The organism is endosymbiont of Lamellibrachia barhami (assembly GCF_011947365.2).
GTDB lineage: Bacteria > Pseudomonadota > Gammaproteobacteria > Chromatiales > Chromatiaceae > QGON01.
Genome location: NZ_JAAVSH020000001.1, coordinates 2649789 through 2666670, shown reverse-complemented (window position 1 = coordinate 2666670; position 16882 = coordinate 2649789). Strand labels below are relative to the sequence as shown.

Annotated in this window: 21 protein-coding genes; 18 read left to right on the top strand and 3 right to left on the bottom strand. The window is 53.9% G+C overall.

Annotated features, from left to right (window positions below; genetic code table 11):
• Window positions 1-180, top strand: a 180-nt coding sequence (locus tag G9Q73_RS19230; RefSeq protein ID WP_218649954.1) for a hypothetical protein, incomplete at its 5' end; no start/stop codon positions are given.
• 67 nt (window positions 181-247) lie between these two features.
• Window positions 248-526 (top strand): anti-sigma factor domain-containing protein, encoded by a 279-nt coding sequence (locus G9Q73_RS12050; RefSeq protein ID WP_369408955.1) that lies wholly within the window; start codon window positions 248-250, stop codon window positions 524-526.
• Window positions 527-696: 170 nt separating this feature from the next.
• Here G9Q73_RS12050 and G9Q73_RS12045 read toward each other — a convergent pair whose 3' ends face one another.
• Both G9Q73_RS12045 and G9Q73_RS12040 read right to left on the bottom strand, forming a co-directional pair.
• Window positions 697-1278, bottom strand: coding sequence for a YceI family protein (locus G9Q73_RS12045; RefSeq protein WP_177420004.1), 582 nt, complete (start codon window positions 1276-1278; stop codon window positions 697-699).
• On the bottom strand, window positions 1278-1853 hold the full coding sequence (locus G9Q73_RS12040) for a cytochrome b (RefSeq protein ID WP_177420003.1): 576 nt from the start codon (window positions 1851-1853) through the stop codon (window positions 1278-1280). Before G9Q73_RS12040 ends, G9Q73_RS12045 begins: the two co-directional genes overlap by 1 nt.
• 203 nt (window positions 1854-2056) lie before the next feature.
• Here G9Q73_RS12040 and G9Q73_RS12035 point away from each other — a divergent pair, with 203 nt between their 5' ends.
• The 4 genes from G9Q73_RS12035 to G9Q73_RS12020 all read left to right on the top strand — a co-directional run bounded on the left by G9Q73_RS12035 (window position 2057) and on the right by G9Q73_RS12020 (window position 4671).
• Window positions 2057-3265 (top strand): hypothetical protein, encoded by a 1209-nt coding sequence (locus tag G9Q73_RS12035; RefSeq protein ID WP_177420002.1) that lies wholly within the window; start codon window positions 2057-2059, stop codon window positions 3263-3265.
• On the top strand, window positions 3249-4046 hold the full coding sequence (locus tag G9Q73_RS12030) for a putative bifunctional diguanylate cyclase/phosphodiesterase (RefSeq protein ID WP_177420001.1): 798 nt from the start codon (window positions 3249-3251) through the stop codon (window positions 4044-4046). Before G9Q73_RS12035 ends, G9Q73_RS12030 begins: the two co-directional genes overlap by 17 nt.
• A 198-nt stretch (window positions 4047-4244) precedes the next feature.
• Window positions 4245-4409: a type II toxin-antitoxin system mRNA interferase toxin, RelE/StbE family gene (locus G9Q73_RS20230; protein WP_369408886.1), complete on the top strand. Its 165-nt coding sequence runs from the start codon at window positions 4245-4247 to the stop codon at window positions 4407-4409.
• A gap of 1 nt (window position 4410) precedes the next feature.
• Entirely contained in the window at window positions 4411-4671 is a 261-nt protein-coding gene (locus G9Q73_RS12020; RefSeq protein ID WP_177420000.1) for a helix-turn-helix domain-containing protein, read from the top strand.
• 214 nt (window positions 4672-4885) lie between these two features.
• On the opposite strand, the gene G9Q73_RS12015 is transcribed toward G9Q73_RS12020, so the two are convergent.
• On the bottom strand, window positions 4886-5485 hold the full coding sequence (locus tag G9Q73_RS12015; RefSeq protein ID WP_177419999.1) for a Maf family protein: 600 nt from the start codon (window positions 5483-5485) through the stop codon (window positions 4886-4888).
• A 290-nt stretch (window positions 5486-5775) separates the two neighbouring features.
• Between G9Q73_RS12015 and G9Q73_RS12010 the strand changes: the two genes are divergently transcribed.
• From G9Q73_RS12010 to pabC, 12 genes are all read left to right on the top strand, one after another.
• Window positions 5776-6033, top strand: a complete 258-nt coding sequence (locus G9Q73_RS12010; RefSeq protein ID WP_177419998.1) for an OadG family protein — start codon at window positions 5776-5778, stop codon at window positions 6031-6033.
• A gap of 75 nt (window positions 6034-6108) precedes the next feature.
• Window positions 6109-7890, top strand: coding sequence for a sodium-extruding oxaloacetate decarboxylase subunit alpha (oadA, locus tag G9Q73_RS12005; RefSeq protein WP_177419997.1), 1782 nt, complete (start codon window positions 6109-6111; stop codon window positions 7888-7890).
• Entirely contained in the window at window positions 7890-9026 is a 1137-nt protein-coding gene (locus G9Q73_RS12000; RefSeq protein WP_177419996.1) for a sodium ion-translocating decarboxylase subunit beta, read from the top strand. The genes oadA and G9Q73_RS12000 overlap by 1 nt, the downstream gene beginning before the upstream one ends.
• Window positions 9027-9433: 407 nt before the next feature.
• The gene (locus G9Q73_RS11995) at window positions 9434-9964 is read left to right on the top strand and encodes a YceD family protein (RefSeq protein WP_177419995.1); all 531 of its coding nucleotides are present in this window, start codon (window positions 9434-9436) and stop codon (window positions 9962-9964) included.
• A gap of 28 nt (window positions 9965-9992) precedes the next feature.
• Complete coding sequence (rpmF, locus tag G9Q73_RS11990; protein WP_177419994.1) at window positions 9993-10172, top strand: 50S ribosomal protein L32; 180 nt, start codon at window positions 9993-9995, stop codon at window positions 10170-10172.
• A gap of 163 nt (window positions 10173-10335) precedes the next feature.
• Entirely contained in the window at window positions 10336-11355 is a 1020-nt protein-coding gene (gene plsX, locus G9Q73_RS11985; protein ID WP_177419993.1) for a phosphate acyltransferase PlsX, read from the top strand.
• The gene (locus G9Q73_RS11980; protein WP_177419992.1) at window positions 11352-12320 is read left to right on the top strand and encodes a beta-ketoacyl-ACP synthase III; all 969 of its coding nucleotides are present in this window, start codon (window positions 11352-11354) and stop codon (window positions 12318-12320) included. The genes plsX and G9Q73_RS11980 overlap by 4 nt, the downstream gene beginning before the upstream one ends.
• A gap of 28 nt (window positions 12321-12348) precedes the next feature.
• The gene (gene fabD, locus G9Q73_RS11975; protein ID WP_177419991.1) at window positions 12349-13290 is read left to right on the top strand and encodes an ACP S-malonyltransferase; all 942 of its coding nucleotides are present in this window, start codon (window positions 12349-12351) and stop codon (window positions 13288-13290) included.
• Window positions 13287-14030: a 3-oxoacyl-ACP reductase FabG gene (gene fabG, locus G9Q73_RS11970; protein WP_177419990.1), complete on the top strand. Its 744-nt coding sequence runs from the start codon at window positions 13287-13289 to the stop codon at window positions 14028-14030. Before fabD ends, fabG begins: the two co-directional genes overlap by 4 nt.
• Window positions 14031-14260: 230 nt before the next feature.
• Window positions 14261-14494: an acyl carrier protein gene (acpP, locus tag G9Q73_RS11965; RefSeq protein ID WP_177419989.1), complete on the top strand. Its 234-nt coding sequence runs from the start codon at window positions 14261-14263 to the stop codon at window positions 14492-14494.
• 97 nt (window positions 14495-14591) lie between these two features.
• Window positions 14592-15833 carry a beta-ketoacyl-ACP synthase II gene (gene fabF, locus G9Q73_RS11960; protein ID WP_177419988.1) on the top strand — a complete coding sequence of 414 codons (1242 nt, stop codon included), beginning with the start codon at window positions 14592-14594 and terminating at the stop codon, window positions 15831-15833.
• An 84-nt stretch (window positions 15834-15917) separates the two neighbouring features.
• Window positions 15918-16733, top strand: coding sequence for an aminodeoxychorismate lyase (gene pabC / locus G9Q73_RS11955; RefSeq protein ID WP_246345236.1), 816 nt, complete (start codon window positions 15918-15920; stop codon window positions 16731-16733).
• The last annotated feature ends 149 nt before the right edge of the window (window positions 16734-16882 follow it).

The following is a 16882-nucleotide window of genomic DNA, read 5'->3' as shown; positions in this document are numbered from 1 at the left end:
AAAGTACTTCGTTCAGTTGCATTGCTCCTCCAGATGTCTGGCGCAATATTGAACAACACCTTGATCAGCATCCCGGCCGGAGAAAGCAGGGGATGTGAACAACCTTGGTTTCTGGCGCAATCTGGGATTAGTCATGGCCAGCCACAGGAAGTAGTGCTGACAACACCCTCTTCGGCATAGACCGCGCTGATTTTGAGATGGATCAGGTGCTTGTAGTGATGAACGATCAGTCCCAGGCAGGTACTGGATTATAGAGCACCATGGTTCCAGTGGACAACTGCATGTGAAAGCCGTGGCGCCGACACGGGTACCGAAAGATAAGGTCTGTCAGCTCTGGATGGTGGCCAACGATGGACGCTTGGTGTCGGTGGGCATATTACCCGAACGTGGTGCGGAACGGATGAATGTACCCGTATCCCTGCGAAGTGACACTCGCTTCAAGATCAGTATTGAGCCGGTTGCGGAACTTCCTGCGACTAAACCCAGTGGAGAGTTCGTCTTTGAGGGTGGTTTGACCAGCATCTGATTGCCACCTAAATCGCAGGAGTCATGAGGGATTGGGCTTCAGCGACACTCTCTCACGGTGAGCGGTAGTGGCCGGAGTCGATTCAGGTATGCAGAACCGGCAATGACGGAACGTTTGTCATCGCAGGTTTTACTCTCTGGTCAGAACAGGAATCGACTCCGACCGTTTGACTACTGTCTGATGCCCTCTAAATAGAGACCCAACTCGACCTCCTTGGAGGCCGGGCCAATGTTGAAGTCGATGTTGTAGTCAGAAAGCTTCAATTTCGTGTGCCCCTCGAAACCACGACGGAAACCGCCCCAGGGATCCTTGCCCGCGCCGATTTGCTTAACATCGATGCTGATCGGTTTTGTCACACCACGCAGGGTCAGGTTGCCTTTTAAGGTGCCGGTATCATTACCATTTGAATGGTAACCGGTGCTCACGAAACGGGCTTCCGGGTAGCGTTGAACAAAGAGAAAATCCTCGCTTCGCAGATGTTTGTCCCGTTCCGCATGGTTAGAGTCGATACTGGCAGTGTAGATAATCACCTCTGCACCGGCGTTGGATGGATTCTTCTCGTCATAGCTGAATTTTCCACTGAACTTATCGAAGCGGCCAAGCAGCAGGCTATAACCCAGATGTGGGATCTTGAACTGTATCGAGGCGTGGGAGCCCTTGGTGTCGATGACATAGTCTGCGGCGTATAAACTGCCTGACAGGGGCAGCAGGGTTGATAACAACAGAAACGATATTCTGCGTGGGCTTTTCATCAGGGCTTCCTCCGGTGGTTGTTGGCGGGTTGTGTTTTGAGCATTCGCATGAGGGTTTCGTCTCTATCGAAGAGGTGGTGCTTCAACGCCCCGGCAGTATGCAAAGCAACGAATGCAGCCAGGGTATAGGCCAGATACTTGTGCAGCTTTCCGGCGAGATCCTTTTGGTCGTCCATCTCAGGGAACAGTGCCGGTACTTCGAACAGACTGAACAGTTCCACGCCACTCCCCTTGGCGGTGGCGATCAGATAGCCACTGATACAGAGACTATAGAGCAGAATATAGAATAAATGGTGGGTCAGGGTAGCGACGGAACGCTCCCATGATGCGTGGTTGGGCAGTGGAGCAGGCTTGAGATTGTTTGCGCGCCACAGGTTGCGCGCGAATAGCAATCCCAGTAGAACCAGTCCGAAACTCTTATGCCACCAAGGCGCGGCATGGTACCAGGGATGGTAGTAGTCGATACCGACCATATAGTAGCCGAGTGAAAACAGCCCGATGATGAGCAGGGCCATGCTCCAGTGTAGCAGAATGCTGATAATGCCAAACTGCAGAATCGTGTCCCGAATGAGCATGGCAGGCTGTTTCGATGAGGTTATTTTTCGGTTGGACAGATCGGTTCAGTTATTGTTCCCGGATGGCAGGGTTAGAACAGAGTCTCGGCAGGGGAGATGTGTGTTGGCCAAAGCGGGCTTGAGCGCACTGACTCTGGTCAGTGATGAGGAGTATGATTCCTATGGAAGGGTTTTAGTCCGGATACTTGGAGAGACAGTCTGAAGTGTTGCTGAAAGGGATTCTATTTCGTTTGCCGGGATTTGGCTCCTACAGGGGCAGGTACGCCTATTTTGCTTTGATGGCCATGATTGGGCTGATCACGGTGGCTTATATCGGTTGGGAGTACGTGAATCGTACCAGTCGTATCCAGGTCGCCAATATTGAGCAACGGGCTGTGACTGCGGGAGCTGTGGCTGACGCGCAAGAGCTGCTTAATCATGTCGATAACCGGTTGTCCCGGATTATCACCGAGCCACGTGAGTCCGAAATAGAGGACATCAATAAAGAGTTCAGCAAGCTCAATATTGCGCTACTTCACCTGAAGAAAACACTGCCGCATACGACCAATGGTTCTACTGCGGCGTCTGTTCGGGAGCTTCATCTGGATGCGCAACGATTGCATGCAGCGACCATTGAATTGGTGGAAGTGCGTACAGACATGGAACGCTGGTTTCCCGCCATGCGGCTGATGCGTGAGCAGATGCTGCCGCACAATCAGGCTCTGCTGAGTGAGTTGGATACCATACTCATTGAGGTCCGTGAGGCGCTGGAACCGGAAGAACAGCTCCAAGCGATCAACGCAATATCTTCATTGCGCCATGCCTGGAACAACATGGTCTCCGAACTGCGCCTGCTGGTAGCTAACCGTTTTGGCGTTTTTTCCAGTGAAGCGAGCGCCGGGATGCGATCGCGGATGGTTAATATTGGTTACTATGCTGAGGAGATACCGGGCTATTTACAGAGCCTGAGAACCATGGTGGACTCGGATCGCCTGGGTTTCATTGGTCCAGAAGCATTGGATGTGATCGACAGGCATCACCGGGACTGGATAAAAGCATCCAACCAACTCATTGTATTGTTGGATAATCCGGGATGGCGTGTAGACCTGGTGATTCTGACTGAGTCGATCGATCCCATGCTTGCGCAGATGAGACGGCGGCTCTCTGCTTTGGACCTGGAACTGGACAAACAGTCCGCCCAGGATATTACTCTACTGACCAAGACTGCTCGCACCCTCTCTTTTTCGATTCTCGGCATAGCATTCTTCGGCATTTTGCTGATTACCTTTGCCTATATCTTTCTCAATCGCACCCTCCTCAGACCGATTGCAGAGACGGCAATGGCACTGAAACAGGAAGCCCAGGGGGTGTTGGATATCACCCCCCCCGCCTGCTTCCCTGCAGGAGACGGCGGACTTGGTCGAAGCCTTTAATGAGATGCGCAAACAGGTGCATATGCGGCAACAGCATCTGGATCACATGGCCCACCATGATGCACTGACGAGGTTGCCGAACCGGGTACTGTTTCGAGATCGACTGGAGCATGCACTGAAGATTGCAGCACGGGAGGGCCGCTTGATCGGCCTGATGTTTTTGGATCTGGATCGCTTTAAACAGGTCAATGACAGCCTCGGTCATCTGGTAGGCGATGAGTTGCTGAAGATTGTGGCGGAACGCCTGCGAATGCTGACTCGGGAGTCAGATACGGTTGCCAGGCTCAGTGGTGACGAGTTTGCCGTGCTGGTGGAAGGCATCAACCAACGCGATGATATGGTTCCTCTGGCGGAGAAGGTGCTAGATGCACTTGAACAGCCGATCGAGATTGCCGAGCATGAACTGAGGATCACCGTCTCTGTGGGAATAGCGATGGCTCCCCTGGATGATGTTGTGGCCGATAACCTGATTCGCGACGCGGATACAGCGATGTATTCAGCGAAACAACAGGGAAGGGCGGCCTATCGTTTTTTCACTGATGAGATGACGCATGTTGTGGCGGAGAGTCTGCAGCTTGAGAATGAGATTCGCTCCGCAGTAGAGAACGAAGAGTTCCTGTTCCATTTTCAGCCAGTGGTCAGTCTCCGGAACGGCGAACTCTACTGCTGTGAGGCTTTGATGCGGTGGCAACATCCTGAAAAAGGGTTGTTGGCACCGGAGGTCTTTCTGGATGTGCTGGATGAAAGCCAACACCATAATCGTTGGAGCCGCATCAGATAAGAACCACTCTGAATATCAGGGTGCTGGAAAGTTCCGGATATTGACATACCATATTTAATATATATACTCTTTATGGTATGTGGGCAATATATGAACATAAGCGAGTTGCTAAGAGCCTTAAATCCGCTCCAGTTGATGTACACTAAAACAATTTTGAAAAAATGGGAAGGAATATCGTGATATTTCGGCCCCCAGGGTTTGAAGAAAATCAAAGGGTTACGGGATGAATCCTTGGCTGGTGAATGGAAGGGGTATCGTTCCTCCCGGTTAAATCTTCAATATCGCGTCATTTATAAAGTTGAAGGCGATAAAGTTCTGGTACAAGTTGAAAACGTTACACCCCATGATTATCGGAGGAAGTAACATGAAAGATTATAAAGAAGCAAAAAGAGCAATAGAGGTTTCAGTTGGTGAGTCCGTAAGAATTCTCAGGGAGTTTCAGGAGCTTAGTCAGAATGAGCTGGCGAACCTAACTGGCATTCCTCAATCTACCATTTCTGCAATCGAGAACAATAGAATCCAGCTAGGTGTTGAAAGGGCTAAAGTATTGGCAAGAGCATTAAGCTGCCATCCTGCTGTACTTGTGTTTCCTGGCTGGGATATTGAACAGGAATCAGCCGCATAACAAAGCGCATCGTTGTGTCAGCGAAAGACAGTTCCAGGCGATTTAATGTGCTCTAAAATATGGGTGCTGCTCGACCTCTCGTAAAAGGCTTACATCATTCTTGATGTGGGCCTTTTTTACTGGTTTTTACTCTGTGGGTTACCGACCCTCATTCTTGTGTTTCGCGGCCACCTGCAGGGAGCTAAACCCAAAAAGATTGATCTGCCGGCCAGGATCAGGTATTTCCTAAGATATCCCAACCCTCGTTGGCCAGCATATCCACCAGGCGGATCAACGGCAGTCCGATCAGCGAATTGGGATCGTCGCCCTCCATCTTCTCAAACAGCGTTATACCCAAGCCCTCCGATTTGAATGAGCCTGCGCAGTTGTAGGGCTGTTCGCGCTGAAGATAGTGCTCGATGGCCTGTTGTTCCAGTTGACGGAAATAGACGTGAAAGGGCTCGCAGCAGACCTGAGTGTTACCGGTACGGCTGTTAAGCAGGCAGAGGCCGGTGGAGAATGTGACACGCTTCCCTGCAGCTTTTGAGAGTTGCTCGACGGCACGTTCGTGGCTGCCAGGTTTGCCGAGAATCTCTCCGTCAATCGTTGCCACCTGGTCGGAGCCGATAATCAGGGCGTTGGGCCAGGATTCCCTGACCGCCTCGGCCTTGAGTCTGGCAAGGCGGGTGACCAGCGCCTCTGGTGCCTCATCTGGAACAGGTGTCTCGTCGATCTCTGGAGAGGCTGTTTCAAAGGCGATGCCAAGGCGGTTGAGAAGCTCGCGTCTGAAAGGGGAGGTGGAGCCAAGGACGAGGGTTCGCGTTGCTGAGGCCATATCAACTTCTATCTAATAAGTGTGTCTTGAGTTTGAACGCGCGGATAATAGCAAAAACCACAGTGAATAAGCGCATTTAAGCCAGCTCTGTTGTATATTGGGAAAAAATTATGCTGTTTATTATTCTATTGGTATTTTCAATACAAAGCATGAATAATCTTAATAGAAGGCATGTTTTTCTTTAATTAACAATAAGTAGCTTTTCTTTCTTAATGTGGATCGTGCTTGACTCGTATCCACCAAGTGACGTAAAAAGGACGCTGCGTGCTATTGGGAGATAAGACTCGCCTATGCCAATATCGGATTTAATGCTGGCTGGTTCCAAGCTTATGGCGCTGGGAATGGGGATTGTGTTCTCTTTTCTGGTCGTTCTGGTGTTTATCATGCTGGCCATGTCTCGTTTTGCCATGGCGCTGCAGAAGCCGGAATTGGAGGAGCAGCCGGATGGGGGTCTGCCTGTCTCACAACAGGATCACCAAGCGGCAAGAGGGGATCTGGTCGCCGTCATAACAGCGGCCGTCACCCGTTACCGCGCGACACATAATTGATTTCCCAGTAAGATCCGACTCCTAAATATATAATCATTTTAACCTGATCTGTTATCAGATGGCGGCAGACTTCCCATGACTGAAAAAAAACCTCTAGGTATCACTGAGCTTGTTTTGCGTGACGCCCATCAGTCGCTGTTTGCGACGCGTCTGCGCATCGAGGATATGCTGCCGATCGCCGAGAAGCTCGATCAGGTGGGATTCTGGTCCCTTGAGACTTGGGGCGGTGCAACCTTCGATGCCTGCATTCGCTTTCTGGGCGAAGATCCTTGGGAGCGGCTGCGCCAGTTGAAAAAGGCCATGCCAAATACCCCTCAGCAGATGTTGCTGCGTGGTCAGAATATACTCGGTTATCGGCATTACGCGGATGATGTGGTCGAATCTTTTGTCGATCGTGCGGCGGAAAATGGTATCGACGTATTCCGCATCTTCGATGCGATGAATGATTTGCGGAACCTGGAAACCGCAGTCAAAGCCACCTTGAAGACAGGCAAACATGCGCAAGGCACCATGTCCTATACCGTGAGTCCTGCGCACGACATGGACTATTGGTTGACGATGGGTCGTCAACTCGAAGAGATGGGCTGCGATTCCATCTGCATCAAGGATATGGCGGGTCTGCTCCGGCCCTATGTGGCCGAGGAGCTGGTTACCCGCCTGAAATCCTCCTGTTCGATTCCCATTGCCCTGCATAGTCATGCCACTACCGGTATGAGCACTGCGACTGCGGTCAAGGTTGCGGAAGCGGGTATCGACATGCTGGACACGTCAATATCCTCCATGAGTATGACCTATGGCCATTCAGCGACTGAGTCGGTGGTGGCAATTCTGGATAACACGGCGCGCGATACCGGTCTTAATCTGCACCTGTTGGAAGAGATCGCAGCCTATTTTCGCGAAGTGCGAAAAAAGTATGCCAAGTTTGAGGGTTCCATGAGGGGGGTTGATTCCAGAATCCTGGTGGCCCAGGTGCCTGGCGGCATGCTGACCAATATGGAGAATCAACTGCGGGAGCAGGGCGCCTGTGACCGTTTCGACGAGGTACTGGAAGAGATACCCAAGGTGCGCAAGGATCTTGGGTATATTCCACTGGTGACACCGACTTCACAGATCGTCGGTACCCAAGCCGTTATCAATGTGCTGCTGGGTGAACGCTATAAGAATATCGCCAAAGAGACGGCGGGTGTGTTGAAGGGTGAATATGGTGCGACGCCGGCACCGGTCGACAAGCTGCTTCAGGACAAAGTACTGGATGGTGGGGAGGTGATTACCTGTCGTCCGGCGGACCTGATCGAGCCGGAGATGGACAAGCTGGGAAGTGAGTTTAATCTCCTTGCCAAAGAGAAGGGTCTGCGGGTTGCGGATGCGGTAGTCGACGATGTGTTGATCTATGCACTCTTTCCTCAGGTTGGGCTCAAGTTTCTCGAAAACCGGGATAATCCGGATGCATTCGAACCGGTGCCTGGGCAGGAGCCGCAAGCGCCGGCCGCTACTGCGCCTGTATCGAGCAATGAGCCTGGGTTCTACCAGGTTGAAGTCAATGGTGTCGCCTACGATGTGAAGGTGACTGCCGGCGGCGAGGTGAGTGGCATTCAGCCTGCTCCTGCCGCTAGCACGGCCAGCGCGGCGCCGACAACTGCCGGTGGTGGATTGGTCTCCTCTCCATTGGCGGGGAATATATTTAAGATAAAGGTTGTGAAGGGCCAGTCGGTTGCCGCTGGTGAAGTGGTGATGATCCTCGAAGCCATGAAGATGGAGACCGAGGTGCGGACGACGATGACCGGTGTGGTTGCGGATATCCTGGTCAAAGAGGGTGATACCGTCCAAGTTGACGATGCACTCCTGAGTCTCGCCTGATGGATATCGGGCTGGAACCTTTATGGCTGTCCACCGGCCTGGCCAACTTCACTTGGGGGCAGGTGCTGATGATGCTCATCGGCGGCCTTCTGATCTATCTTGCTATCGTCAAGAAGTTTGAGCCGCTGCTGCTGCTGCCGATCGGTTTTGGGGCTATCCTGAGCAATATCCCGGTGGCCGGTATTGGGGGTGACACGGGGCTGCTCGGTTACATCTATCATGTCGGGATAGAGACCGGGGTATTTCCCCTGTTGATCTTCATGGGGGTTGGGGCATTGACCGATTTTGGTGCGCTGATTGCCATGCCCTGGACATTGCTGTTGGGGGCTGCCGCCCAGTTCGGTATCTTCGTGACCCTGATGGGAGCGCTGGCGCTGAATATGATACCGGGTTTCAATTTTACCCTGGCGGATGCCTCGGCCATTGCAATCATCGGTGGCGCCGACGGGCCGACGGCAATCTTCCTCGCATCCCGCCTTGCGCCGGATCTGCTCGGGGCGATTGCTGTGGCCGCCTACTCCTATATGGCACTGGTTCCCATTATTCAGCCACCGATCATGCGTTGGCTGACTAACGAGAAGGAGCGGGGCGTCGTCATGCAGCAGTTGCGCCATGTCAGCAAGCTGGAGAAGGTGCTCTTCCCCTTTGCGGTATTGTTGCTCTGCATTCTCTTTCTACCCACTGCTGCGCCGCTGATCGGGATGCTGACGTTTGGCAATCTGCTGCGGGAGAGCGGTGTGGTGGAGCGCCTGAGTCACTCAGCGCAAAATGAGATCATCAACATCGTCACGATCCTTCTGGGTCTGGCGGTGGGTTCCAAGCTCTCTGCAGATAATTTTCTTACCCTCGAGACGCTGGGTATCCTTGGGTTGGGCGCCTTTGCCTTCTGCATCGGCACCGCGACTGGTGTTTTAATGGGCAAGGTGATGTACCGCGTTACCGGTGGCAAGATCAACCCCCTGATCGGTGCCGCCGGTGTCTCCGCCGTGCCTATGGCAGCCAGGGTGGTGAATAAGGTTGGACTGGAAACCAATCACCACAATTTCCTTCTGATGCACGCCATGGGCCCGAATGTAGCGGGGGTTATCGGTTCCGCCGTTGCCGCCGGAGTGTTGTTGGCGATCGTGGGTGGTTGACGCTAAGTAGTGTCTATCCGGAAACCCATATCTGACCACGAAGCGCACGAAGTACACGCGACTGCATGGATGCAGGAGGTAGAGCAACGCTGGGAGCAGTTGCCGAAAGAAAATTCATTGCTAATCAATCTTTTACCTTCGTGCTCTTCGTGTCCTTTGTGGTAAAAACATTGTTTCTGGATGGTCACTAAGTAAGAGCGCCGCACCGGCGCAAATCGGTGTTGTATTGCCACATCAGCGCCCATCGCTGCGGAGCGCGGCTTGTGTCCCCCGTATCTTCAGAAACCAGAGTAGGCTGGTTCAAGCGCAGCGGAACCGGCAACCCCGCTGCATCACATTGCCTAAACTTAGTGAACCGATTGGTCATTTTGACACGCCGGCCCATTCCGTAATATCATTGTCCGCTTATGTCGCAGCACTTGCCCGATCAGTTTGATCCTTGGCGCTTTGCTGATCTCGGCAAGCAAATCAGCGGTCGATTTCCGTTGGCGGATTTGCCGAGATTACGGGCTTGCCTGGTGGATACCGAAGGCGAAGTCGTCTTTGACTTGGTGTTTCAGCGTGATGAGCGCCAACGCGCCTGTGTGCAGGGTGACTTGCGGGCCTCATTGAAGCTGGAGTGTCAGCGCTGTCTTGGCCCGATGGTATTGTCGGTGGATGCGGAGATCTCTCTGGCATTTGTCGAAGGTCAGGATGAGGCTGAAGCGCTGCCGGAGCAGTTGGATCCTCATCTTGTGGAAGATGGACGGGTAAAACTCAGGGACTTGGTGGAAGACGACCTGTTACTGGCGTTGCCCCAAGTTGCCAGGCATTCGGAAGGGGACTGCACAATGCAGTCTGTGGATGAGCCTTCCCTGGATCCGGAATCGGAGAGCGAGACGGCAGAGCGGGAGAACCCGTTTGCAATACTCGCAGAATTGAAGCGCGACCACGATTAATTGTTAGATTGAACTTAGGAGCTCAGCCATGGCTGTTCAAAAGAGCAAAAAAACCCCCTCCAGGCGTGGCATGCGTCGTTCTCACGATGCCCTGTCTGCCGAGACTCTCTCCATCGATTCCACCTCCGGTGAAACCCACCTGCGCCATCACATGAGTGCCGATGGCTTCTACCGTGGCCGTAAAGTGATCGATACCAAAGACGAATAAGACACCTCTGTGGTCTGTTCCCTCGGAATCTGTCGGATTTAGACTGCGCTCCTGGCAACGCAGTAGATCCATTCCAAGTCCGACAGGCTCCTGGTTAAACCTAGAGTCCCGGCAGGTCTTGTGATCTGGCCGGGTTCTTTATTATCTGGGCTTATCAAATCTCATGACTAAAGCTGTCACAATCTCTCTGGACGCGATGGGTGGCGACAACGGTATTGATGTCGTTGTCCCTGCCGCTCTGGACTACCTGAAGCGCGATAAAGAGACCTCCCTTATCCTGGTGGGACAGGAGGCGCTGCTCAAGGAGAGGGTCGGCAGCCATGGATTTGGCGATCGTCTGAAGATTCATCACGCTTCCCAGGAAGTCGGGATGGATGAGCTGCCATCCAAGGCGCTGCGGGGGAAAAAAGACTCTTCCATGCGCGTGGCCATAAATCTGGTGAAGGAGGGCGTCGCCGACGCCTGTGTCAGCGCGGGTAATACCGGTGCGTTGATGGCGACTTCCCGTTTTGTGCTGAAGATGCTGCCGAATGTGGATCGTCCTGCGATCATCTCGGCGCTGCCTTGTATCGAAGGCCAGACCTACATGCTTGATCTGGGTGCGAATGTGGATTGTACTGCTGACCATCTGTTTCAGTTTGCGGTGATGGGCAGCGAGTTGGCCTCGGCGGTGTCGGATATTTCCAATCCCCGTATCGGTCTGCTCAACATCGGACAGGAAGAGATCAAGGGGAATGAGCAGGTAAAGAGCGCCCATGAACTGCTGGCGGCAAGTTCGCTGAATTATGTCGGCTATGTGGAAGGGGATGATGTCTACAAAGGCGGTGCGGATGTTGTCGTCTCCGACGGTTTTGTCGGCAATGTTGCGCTCAAGAGCAGTGAAGGCGTGGCGAAGATGATCAGCCACTTCATGAAGGAGGGCTTCAGCAGGAACTGGCTGACCAAGCTTGCCGGACTGATTGCCATGCCGGTACTCCAGTCGCTTCGCCGTCGCATCGATCCACGCCGTTATAATGGCGCCAGTCTGCTGGGCTTGCGGGGCATCGTCATCAAAAGCCATGGTGGTGCGGATATACTGGCGTTTGTCAATGCGATCGGTAGAGCACGCAAAGAAGCGCTTACCGATGTTCCATCCCGCATCAAGACCCAGGTTGAAGCACAATTGAAAAGGGAAAGCGAGTGATCTACTCCCGAATAGCCGGCACCGGCAGTTATCTTCCTGAAAAGACCCTGACGAATAAGGATCTGGAAAAGATAGTGGACACCACTGATCAGTGGATCGTGGATCGAACCGGCATCAAGAAACGCCATATCGCCGCTGACGATGAGTACACCTGTGACCTGGCGGAAAAGGCCGCCCGGAATGCCATGGAGATGGCTGGGGTCGAGCCTAAAGATATCGATCTGATCGTGGTGGCCACTACCACGCCAGATCAGATTTTTCCCAGTACCGCCTGTCTGTTGCAGGCCCGGCTCGGTATCCACGGACCTGCGGCTTTCGACGTTCAGGCCGTTTGTACCGGGTTTGTCTATGCGGTTGGCGTGGCGGACAAGTTCATCAAAACCGGCAGCGCCAAATGTGCCCTGGTAATCGGTGCCGAGACCCTCTCACGTATTGTCGACTGGAGTGATCGTAATACCTGTGTTCTGTTCGGCGACGGCGCTGGCGCGGTTGTGCTTGAGGCCAGTGATGAGCCGGGTATCATCTCCACACATCTGCATGCCGATGGCGCCTTCGAAGGGCTTCTGCGAGTGCCCAGTGGTGTCTCCCGCAACTATGGGGCGCTGCAAGAGGGTGTCGCCTATATGGAGATGCGGGGCAACGAGGTCTTCAAGATGGCGGTCACCACGCTTGGCCGTATCGTCGATGAAACCCTCAAGGCCAACGATATGAGTAGATCGGATGTGGACTGGCTGATCCCGCATCAGGCAAATATCCGCATTATCAACGCGACTGCCAAGAAGCTGCGTACCTCTATGGATCGTGTGGTCGTTACCGTGCATGAACACGGCAACACTTCGGCGGCTTCGGTGCCGTTGGCGCTGGATACCGCAGTTCGGGATGGGCGCATCAAGCGTGGCGAAACGCTTTTGATGGAGGCCTTTGGTGGTGGGTTCACTTGGGGCTCTGTCCTCGTCAAATTCTAATCCATAGATCTTTCTGATTATTCCAATTATGAGTGACTCCGCATTTAGCATTGTCTTTCCCGGTCAGGGTTCCCAGTCTGTGGGTATGTTGAAAACATTGGCTGACGATTTCTCTTCAGTTGGCGATACCTTTACGGAAGCCTCGGACACCTTGGGCTTCGACCTCTGGAAGCTTGTGCTGGAAGGTCCGAAAGAGGCGCTGAACCAGACTCAGAACACTCAGCCTGCCATGTTGGCGGCCGGTGTCGCCGTCTGGCGCGTCTGGCAGGCCCAGGGGGGAGCGGCTCCGGCCGTCATGGCCGGTCACAGCCTGGGTGAATACTCTGCACTGGTCTGTGCCGGTGCGATGGGTTTTGCCGATGCGGTCTCACTGGTGGCCAAACGCGGCAGGTTCATGCAGGAGGCCGTGCCGGAAGGTACCGGCGCCATGGCTGCGATCCTGGGACTCGATGATGACAAGGTGCGGGACGTCTGTGCTGCCGCTGCAGAGTCGCAAGTGGTGGAGGCCGTTAACTTCAACTCTCCGGGGCAGGTGGTGATCGCTGGTAGCAAGGCTGCGGTGGATCGCGCCTGTGGACTTGCTAAAGAGGCGGGCGCCAAGCGTGCGCTGCCCCTTCCGGTCAGTGTGCCCTCCCACTGCGCATTGATGAAGCCCGCTGCTGAAAGACTTGCTGAACAGCTGCAGGATGTTGCGATTGAGATGCCCTCGATCCCCGTATTACACAATGTCGACGTGGCGGTTGCGGCTGATACCGGGGCCATCAGAGCCCGGCTGGCGGAACAGCTCCATCATCCGGTGCGCTGGGTGGAGACGATCCAGAGCATATCGGAGAGAGGCATCGACAAGATCGTCGAGGCTGGACCGGGTAAGGTACTGACCGGCTTGAACAAACGCATCGACCGCAAGCTGACTGGGTTTGCCGTCCTCGATAGTGATACCTTGAATGCTGCCCTGGAGGCACTGAAATGATGCTGGAAAATCAAATTGCACTGGTGACTGGCGCCAGTCGGGGCATTGGTGCGGCTATCGCAGATACGCTGGCAAAGGCGGGGGCGACCATTATCGGTACTGCTACCTCACAGAGTGGCGCGGATGCCATCTCAGCGCGTTTTGCAGCGGCGGGTTTCAAAGGGCAGGGGATGGTGCTGAATGTGACCGATCAGGCATCGGTCGATGGGGTGGTCAAGGCGATCAATGATCAGTTCGGCGTACCCACTATTCTGGTCAATAATGCCGGTATTACCCGCGACAATCTGTTGATGCGCATGAAGGAAGAGGAGTGGGAGAGCATTATCGACACCAATCTGACCTCTATCTTCCGCCTCTGCAAAGCGTTGCTGCGCGGCATGATGAAGGCGCGTAAAGGCCGGGTTATCAATATCTCTTCCGTTGTAGGAGCCATGGGTAATGCCGGGCAGACCAACTACGCAGCGGCCAAGGCCGGAATCTTCGGTTTTACCCGTTCCATGGCGCGAGAGGTGGGATCCCGGAATATTACGGTCAATGCGATTGCCCCCGGCTTTATCGAAACCGACATGACCAATGAATTGCCGGAAGAGCAGCGCAAGAAGCTTATCGACAATATCCCGCTGCAGAAACTTGGACAGCCGGAGGATGTTGCCAATACGGTGCTGTTCCTTGCTTCGCAGAGTGGCGGCTATATTACCGGCGAGACGATTCACGTCAATGGCGGCATGTATATGGGGTAACAATTCAGCTACAGGCACATATTAACAGTGCTGAATTGCGACTTTCTTTTTGTCAAAAGTGATACTCTTTCGAGAAAAGTCACTTATGCTTTTGATAAATAATAGGAATTACCAATATTTCTTGTGTGATATACTACGGCGGCTTACGCTTTTCTCATGCAAGGTTTATTAATACAATATCGCATCCGCCGCATTCGTGGCCGAAGCTTAATCCAGAGGAAATTAAGAACATGACTGATGTCGTAGAAAGAGTTCGTAAAATTGTCGTGGAACAACTGGGTGTCAAAGAGGACGAAGTGACTACCGGAGCTTCCTTTGTCGATGATCTCGGTGCCGACTCTCTCGACACTGTTGAACTGGTGATGGCACTCGAAGAGGAATTCGAAACCGAGATTCCTGATGAGGAAGCTGAAAAGATCACCACCGTTCAGTTGGCTGTTGACTACATCACCTCGCACAGCTGATTGCTATCGGCTAATTGTTCGGGCCGTGCTATTCCCTGTCTCTGGGACGCGGCCTTTTGCTTGTTGCAAGCCTAACCAGATCAGGGGGTAGTCTTACATGACTGCAAGAAGGGTTGTCGTTACCGGGCTCGGAATGGTCGCGCCTGTTGGACTGGACGTGCCGTCGTCGTGGGAGAGTATCCTTGCAGGCAAGAGTGGTATCCAACCGATCACTCATTTCGATATCGAGCCCTTCACCACCCGTTTCGGCGGACCGATCTATGGGTTCGATATGACTGACTATGTCTCGAAAAAAGAAGCCAAGAAGATGGACAAGTTCATCCACTATGGCGTGGCTGCGGGGTGTCAGGCAATCGAGGATTCCGGGCTGGAAGTGACCGAAGAGAATGCCGATCGTATCGGTGTGCTGATCGGCTCCGGTATTGGCGGTATCACGGGTATCGAAAATAGCTACCAAGCCTATATCGATGGTGGTCCCCGCAAGATCTCGCCATTTTTTGTCCCGGCCAATATCATCAACATGGTCTCCGGGAACCTCTCGATCAAATATGGATTGAAAGGGCCCAACTATTCGATCGTCTCTGCTTGCAGCAGCGGCTCTCACAGTATCGGCGAGGCGGCGATGATGATTCGTCACGGTCGCACCGATGTCATGGTCGCTGGTGGCGCCGAGATGGCGACTTCGCCGGTCGGCCTCGGTGGGTTTGCTGCCGCCAGAGCACTGTCACGCCGCAACGACGATCCTCAGGGCGCCAGCCGTCCCTGGGATCGTGATCGCGATGGTTTCGTGCTCAGCGACGGGGCCGGGGTGATGGTCCTTGAAGAGTACGAACATGCCAAGGCCCGGGGGGCGAAGATCTATGCCGAATTGGTCGGCGTGGGCATGAACTCCGATGCGTTCCATATGACTTCACCTTCGAAGGATGGTTCCGGTGCTGCCGGCTGTATGAAGCTGGCGCTGAAGGATGCCGGCATCAATCTGGAAGAGGTGGATTACATCAACGCCCATGGCACCTCCACCCCGGCAGGTGATGTGGCCGAGACCAAGGCGGTCAAGCTGGCCTTTGGGGATCACGCCTACAAGCTCTGCGTCAGCTCGACGAAATCGATGACTGGCCACATGCTGGGTGCCGCAGGTGGTGCCGAAGCGGTCTTTACCGTTCTCGCGCTGCGCGATCAGGTGGCCCCGCCCACGATCAACCTGGAGAATCAGGATCCTGAGTGTGATCTGGATTTTGTGCCCAATGCTGCGCGTGAGATGAAGCTGGATGTGGTTATCTCCAACTCTTTCGGTTTTGGTGGTACCAACGGTACGCTTGCGTTCCGCAAGATTGACTGATTCGATACATCTGTACTACGCAGTTCCCCGTCCGGGGGGCTGCGTACATCTCCTTTCCGGCCCATTTTCGGGCAGAAGCCTTTGTTGATCGACGGACAATCCGCAGACCAGATTCCGGTATCAGATCGTGGTCTGCAGTATGGTGATGGGCTGTTTGAAACCATTGCGGTGACGGATGGAGAGCCTCGCCTGTGGGAAGCGCACATGGAGCGCCTGACCCAAGGTGAAGTTCGTCTTGGTTTTCCCCTTCAGGATAAGTCGCTGCTGTTGGCAGAGGCGCGGGAGTTGATCTCCGACACCAGGCATGGTGTGTTGAAGTTGCTCCTGACCCGTGGCAGTGGTGGCCGCGGTTATCGCGCCCCTCATGATGCAACCCCCCGCCGCATACTGACGCTGCACCCCTGGCCCGACTATCCGAACGCTTGGTTTACGGCAGGCATCAGGCTGCGTGTCTGTGAAACACGAATTGGACGAAGTCGCGCCTTGGCAGGGCTCAAACACCTCAATCGTCTGGAGCAGGTATTGGCCCGGAATGAGTGGGATGATCCAGAGATTCCGGAGGGTTTGATGCTCGATGAGAACGACCTGGTGGTCGAGGGCACTCAATCGAACCTTTTTCTGTTGTCTGAAGGGTGTCTGTTGACGCCGGATCTCACCGATTGTGGGGTTGCCGGTGTGATGCGGCGGTTGGTGCTTGAGGTGGCTACGCAGCTGGGAATCGAAACTGTAATCAAAAAACTGACGATTCAGGAGTGCAAGGCGGGGGACGCTCTGTTCATTACCAATTCGATTTTGGGAATCTGCCCTGTCTCAGAACTGGAAGAGAGGCGCTTTACAGTGGAATCGATTCCTGAAGGGCTGGTTTTGAGCGTTCAAAAACAGGCATTCGGCAAGGCTTGAGTCCCGCTTCTTCTGTTTCTGGTTACCCTGTGACTCAGCCACTTGATCACGCACGGAGCGGGAGTCTCCCCCGGACACCGTGCAGCATCAGCGGTTTATTAAAACAGGGTATAGATGAAAGGCGCGACGGCAGATCCCTGAGACAAGAT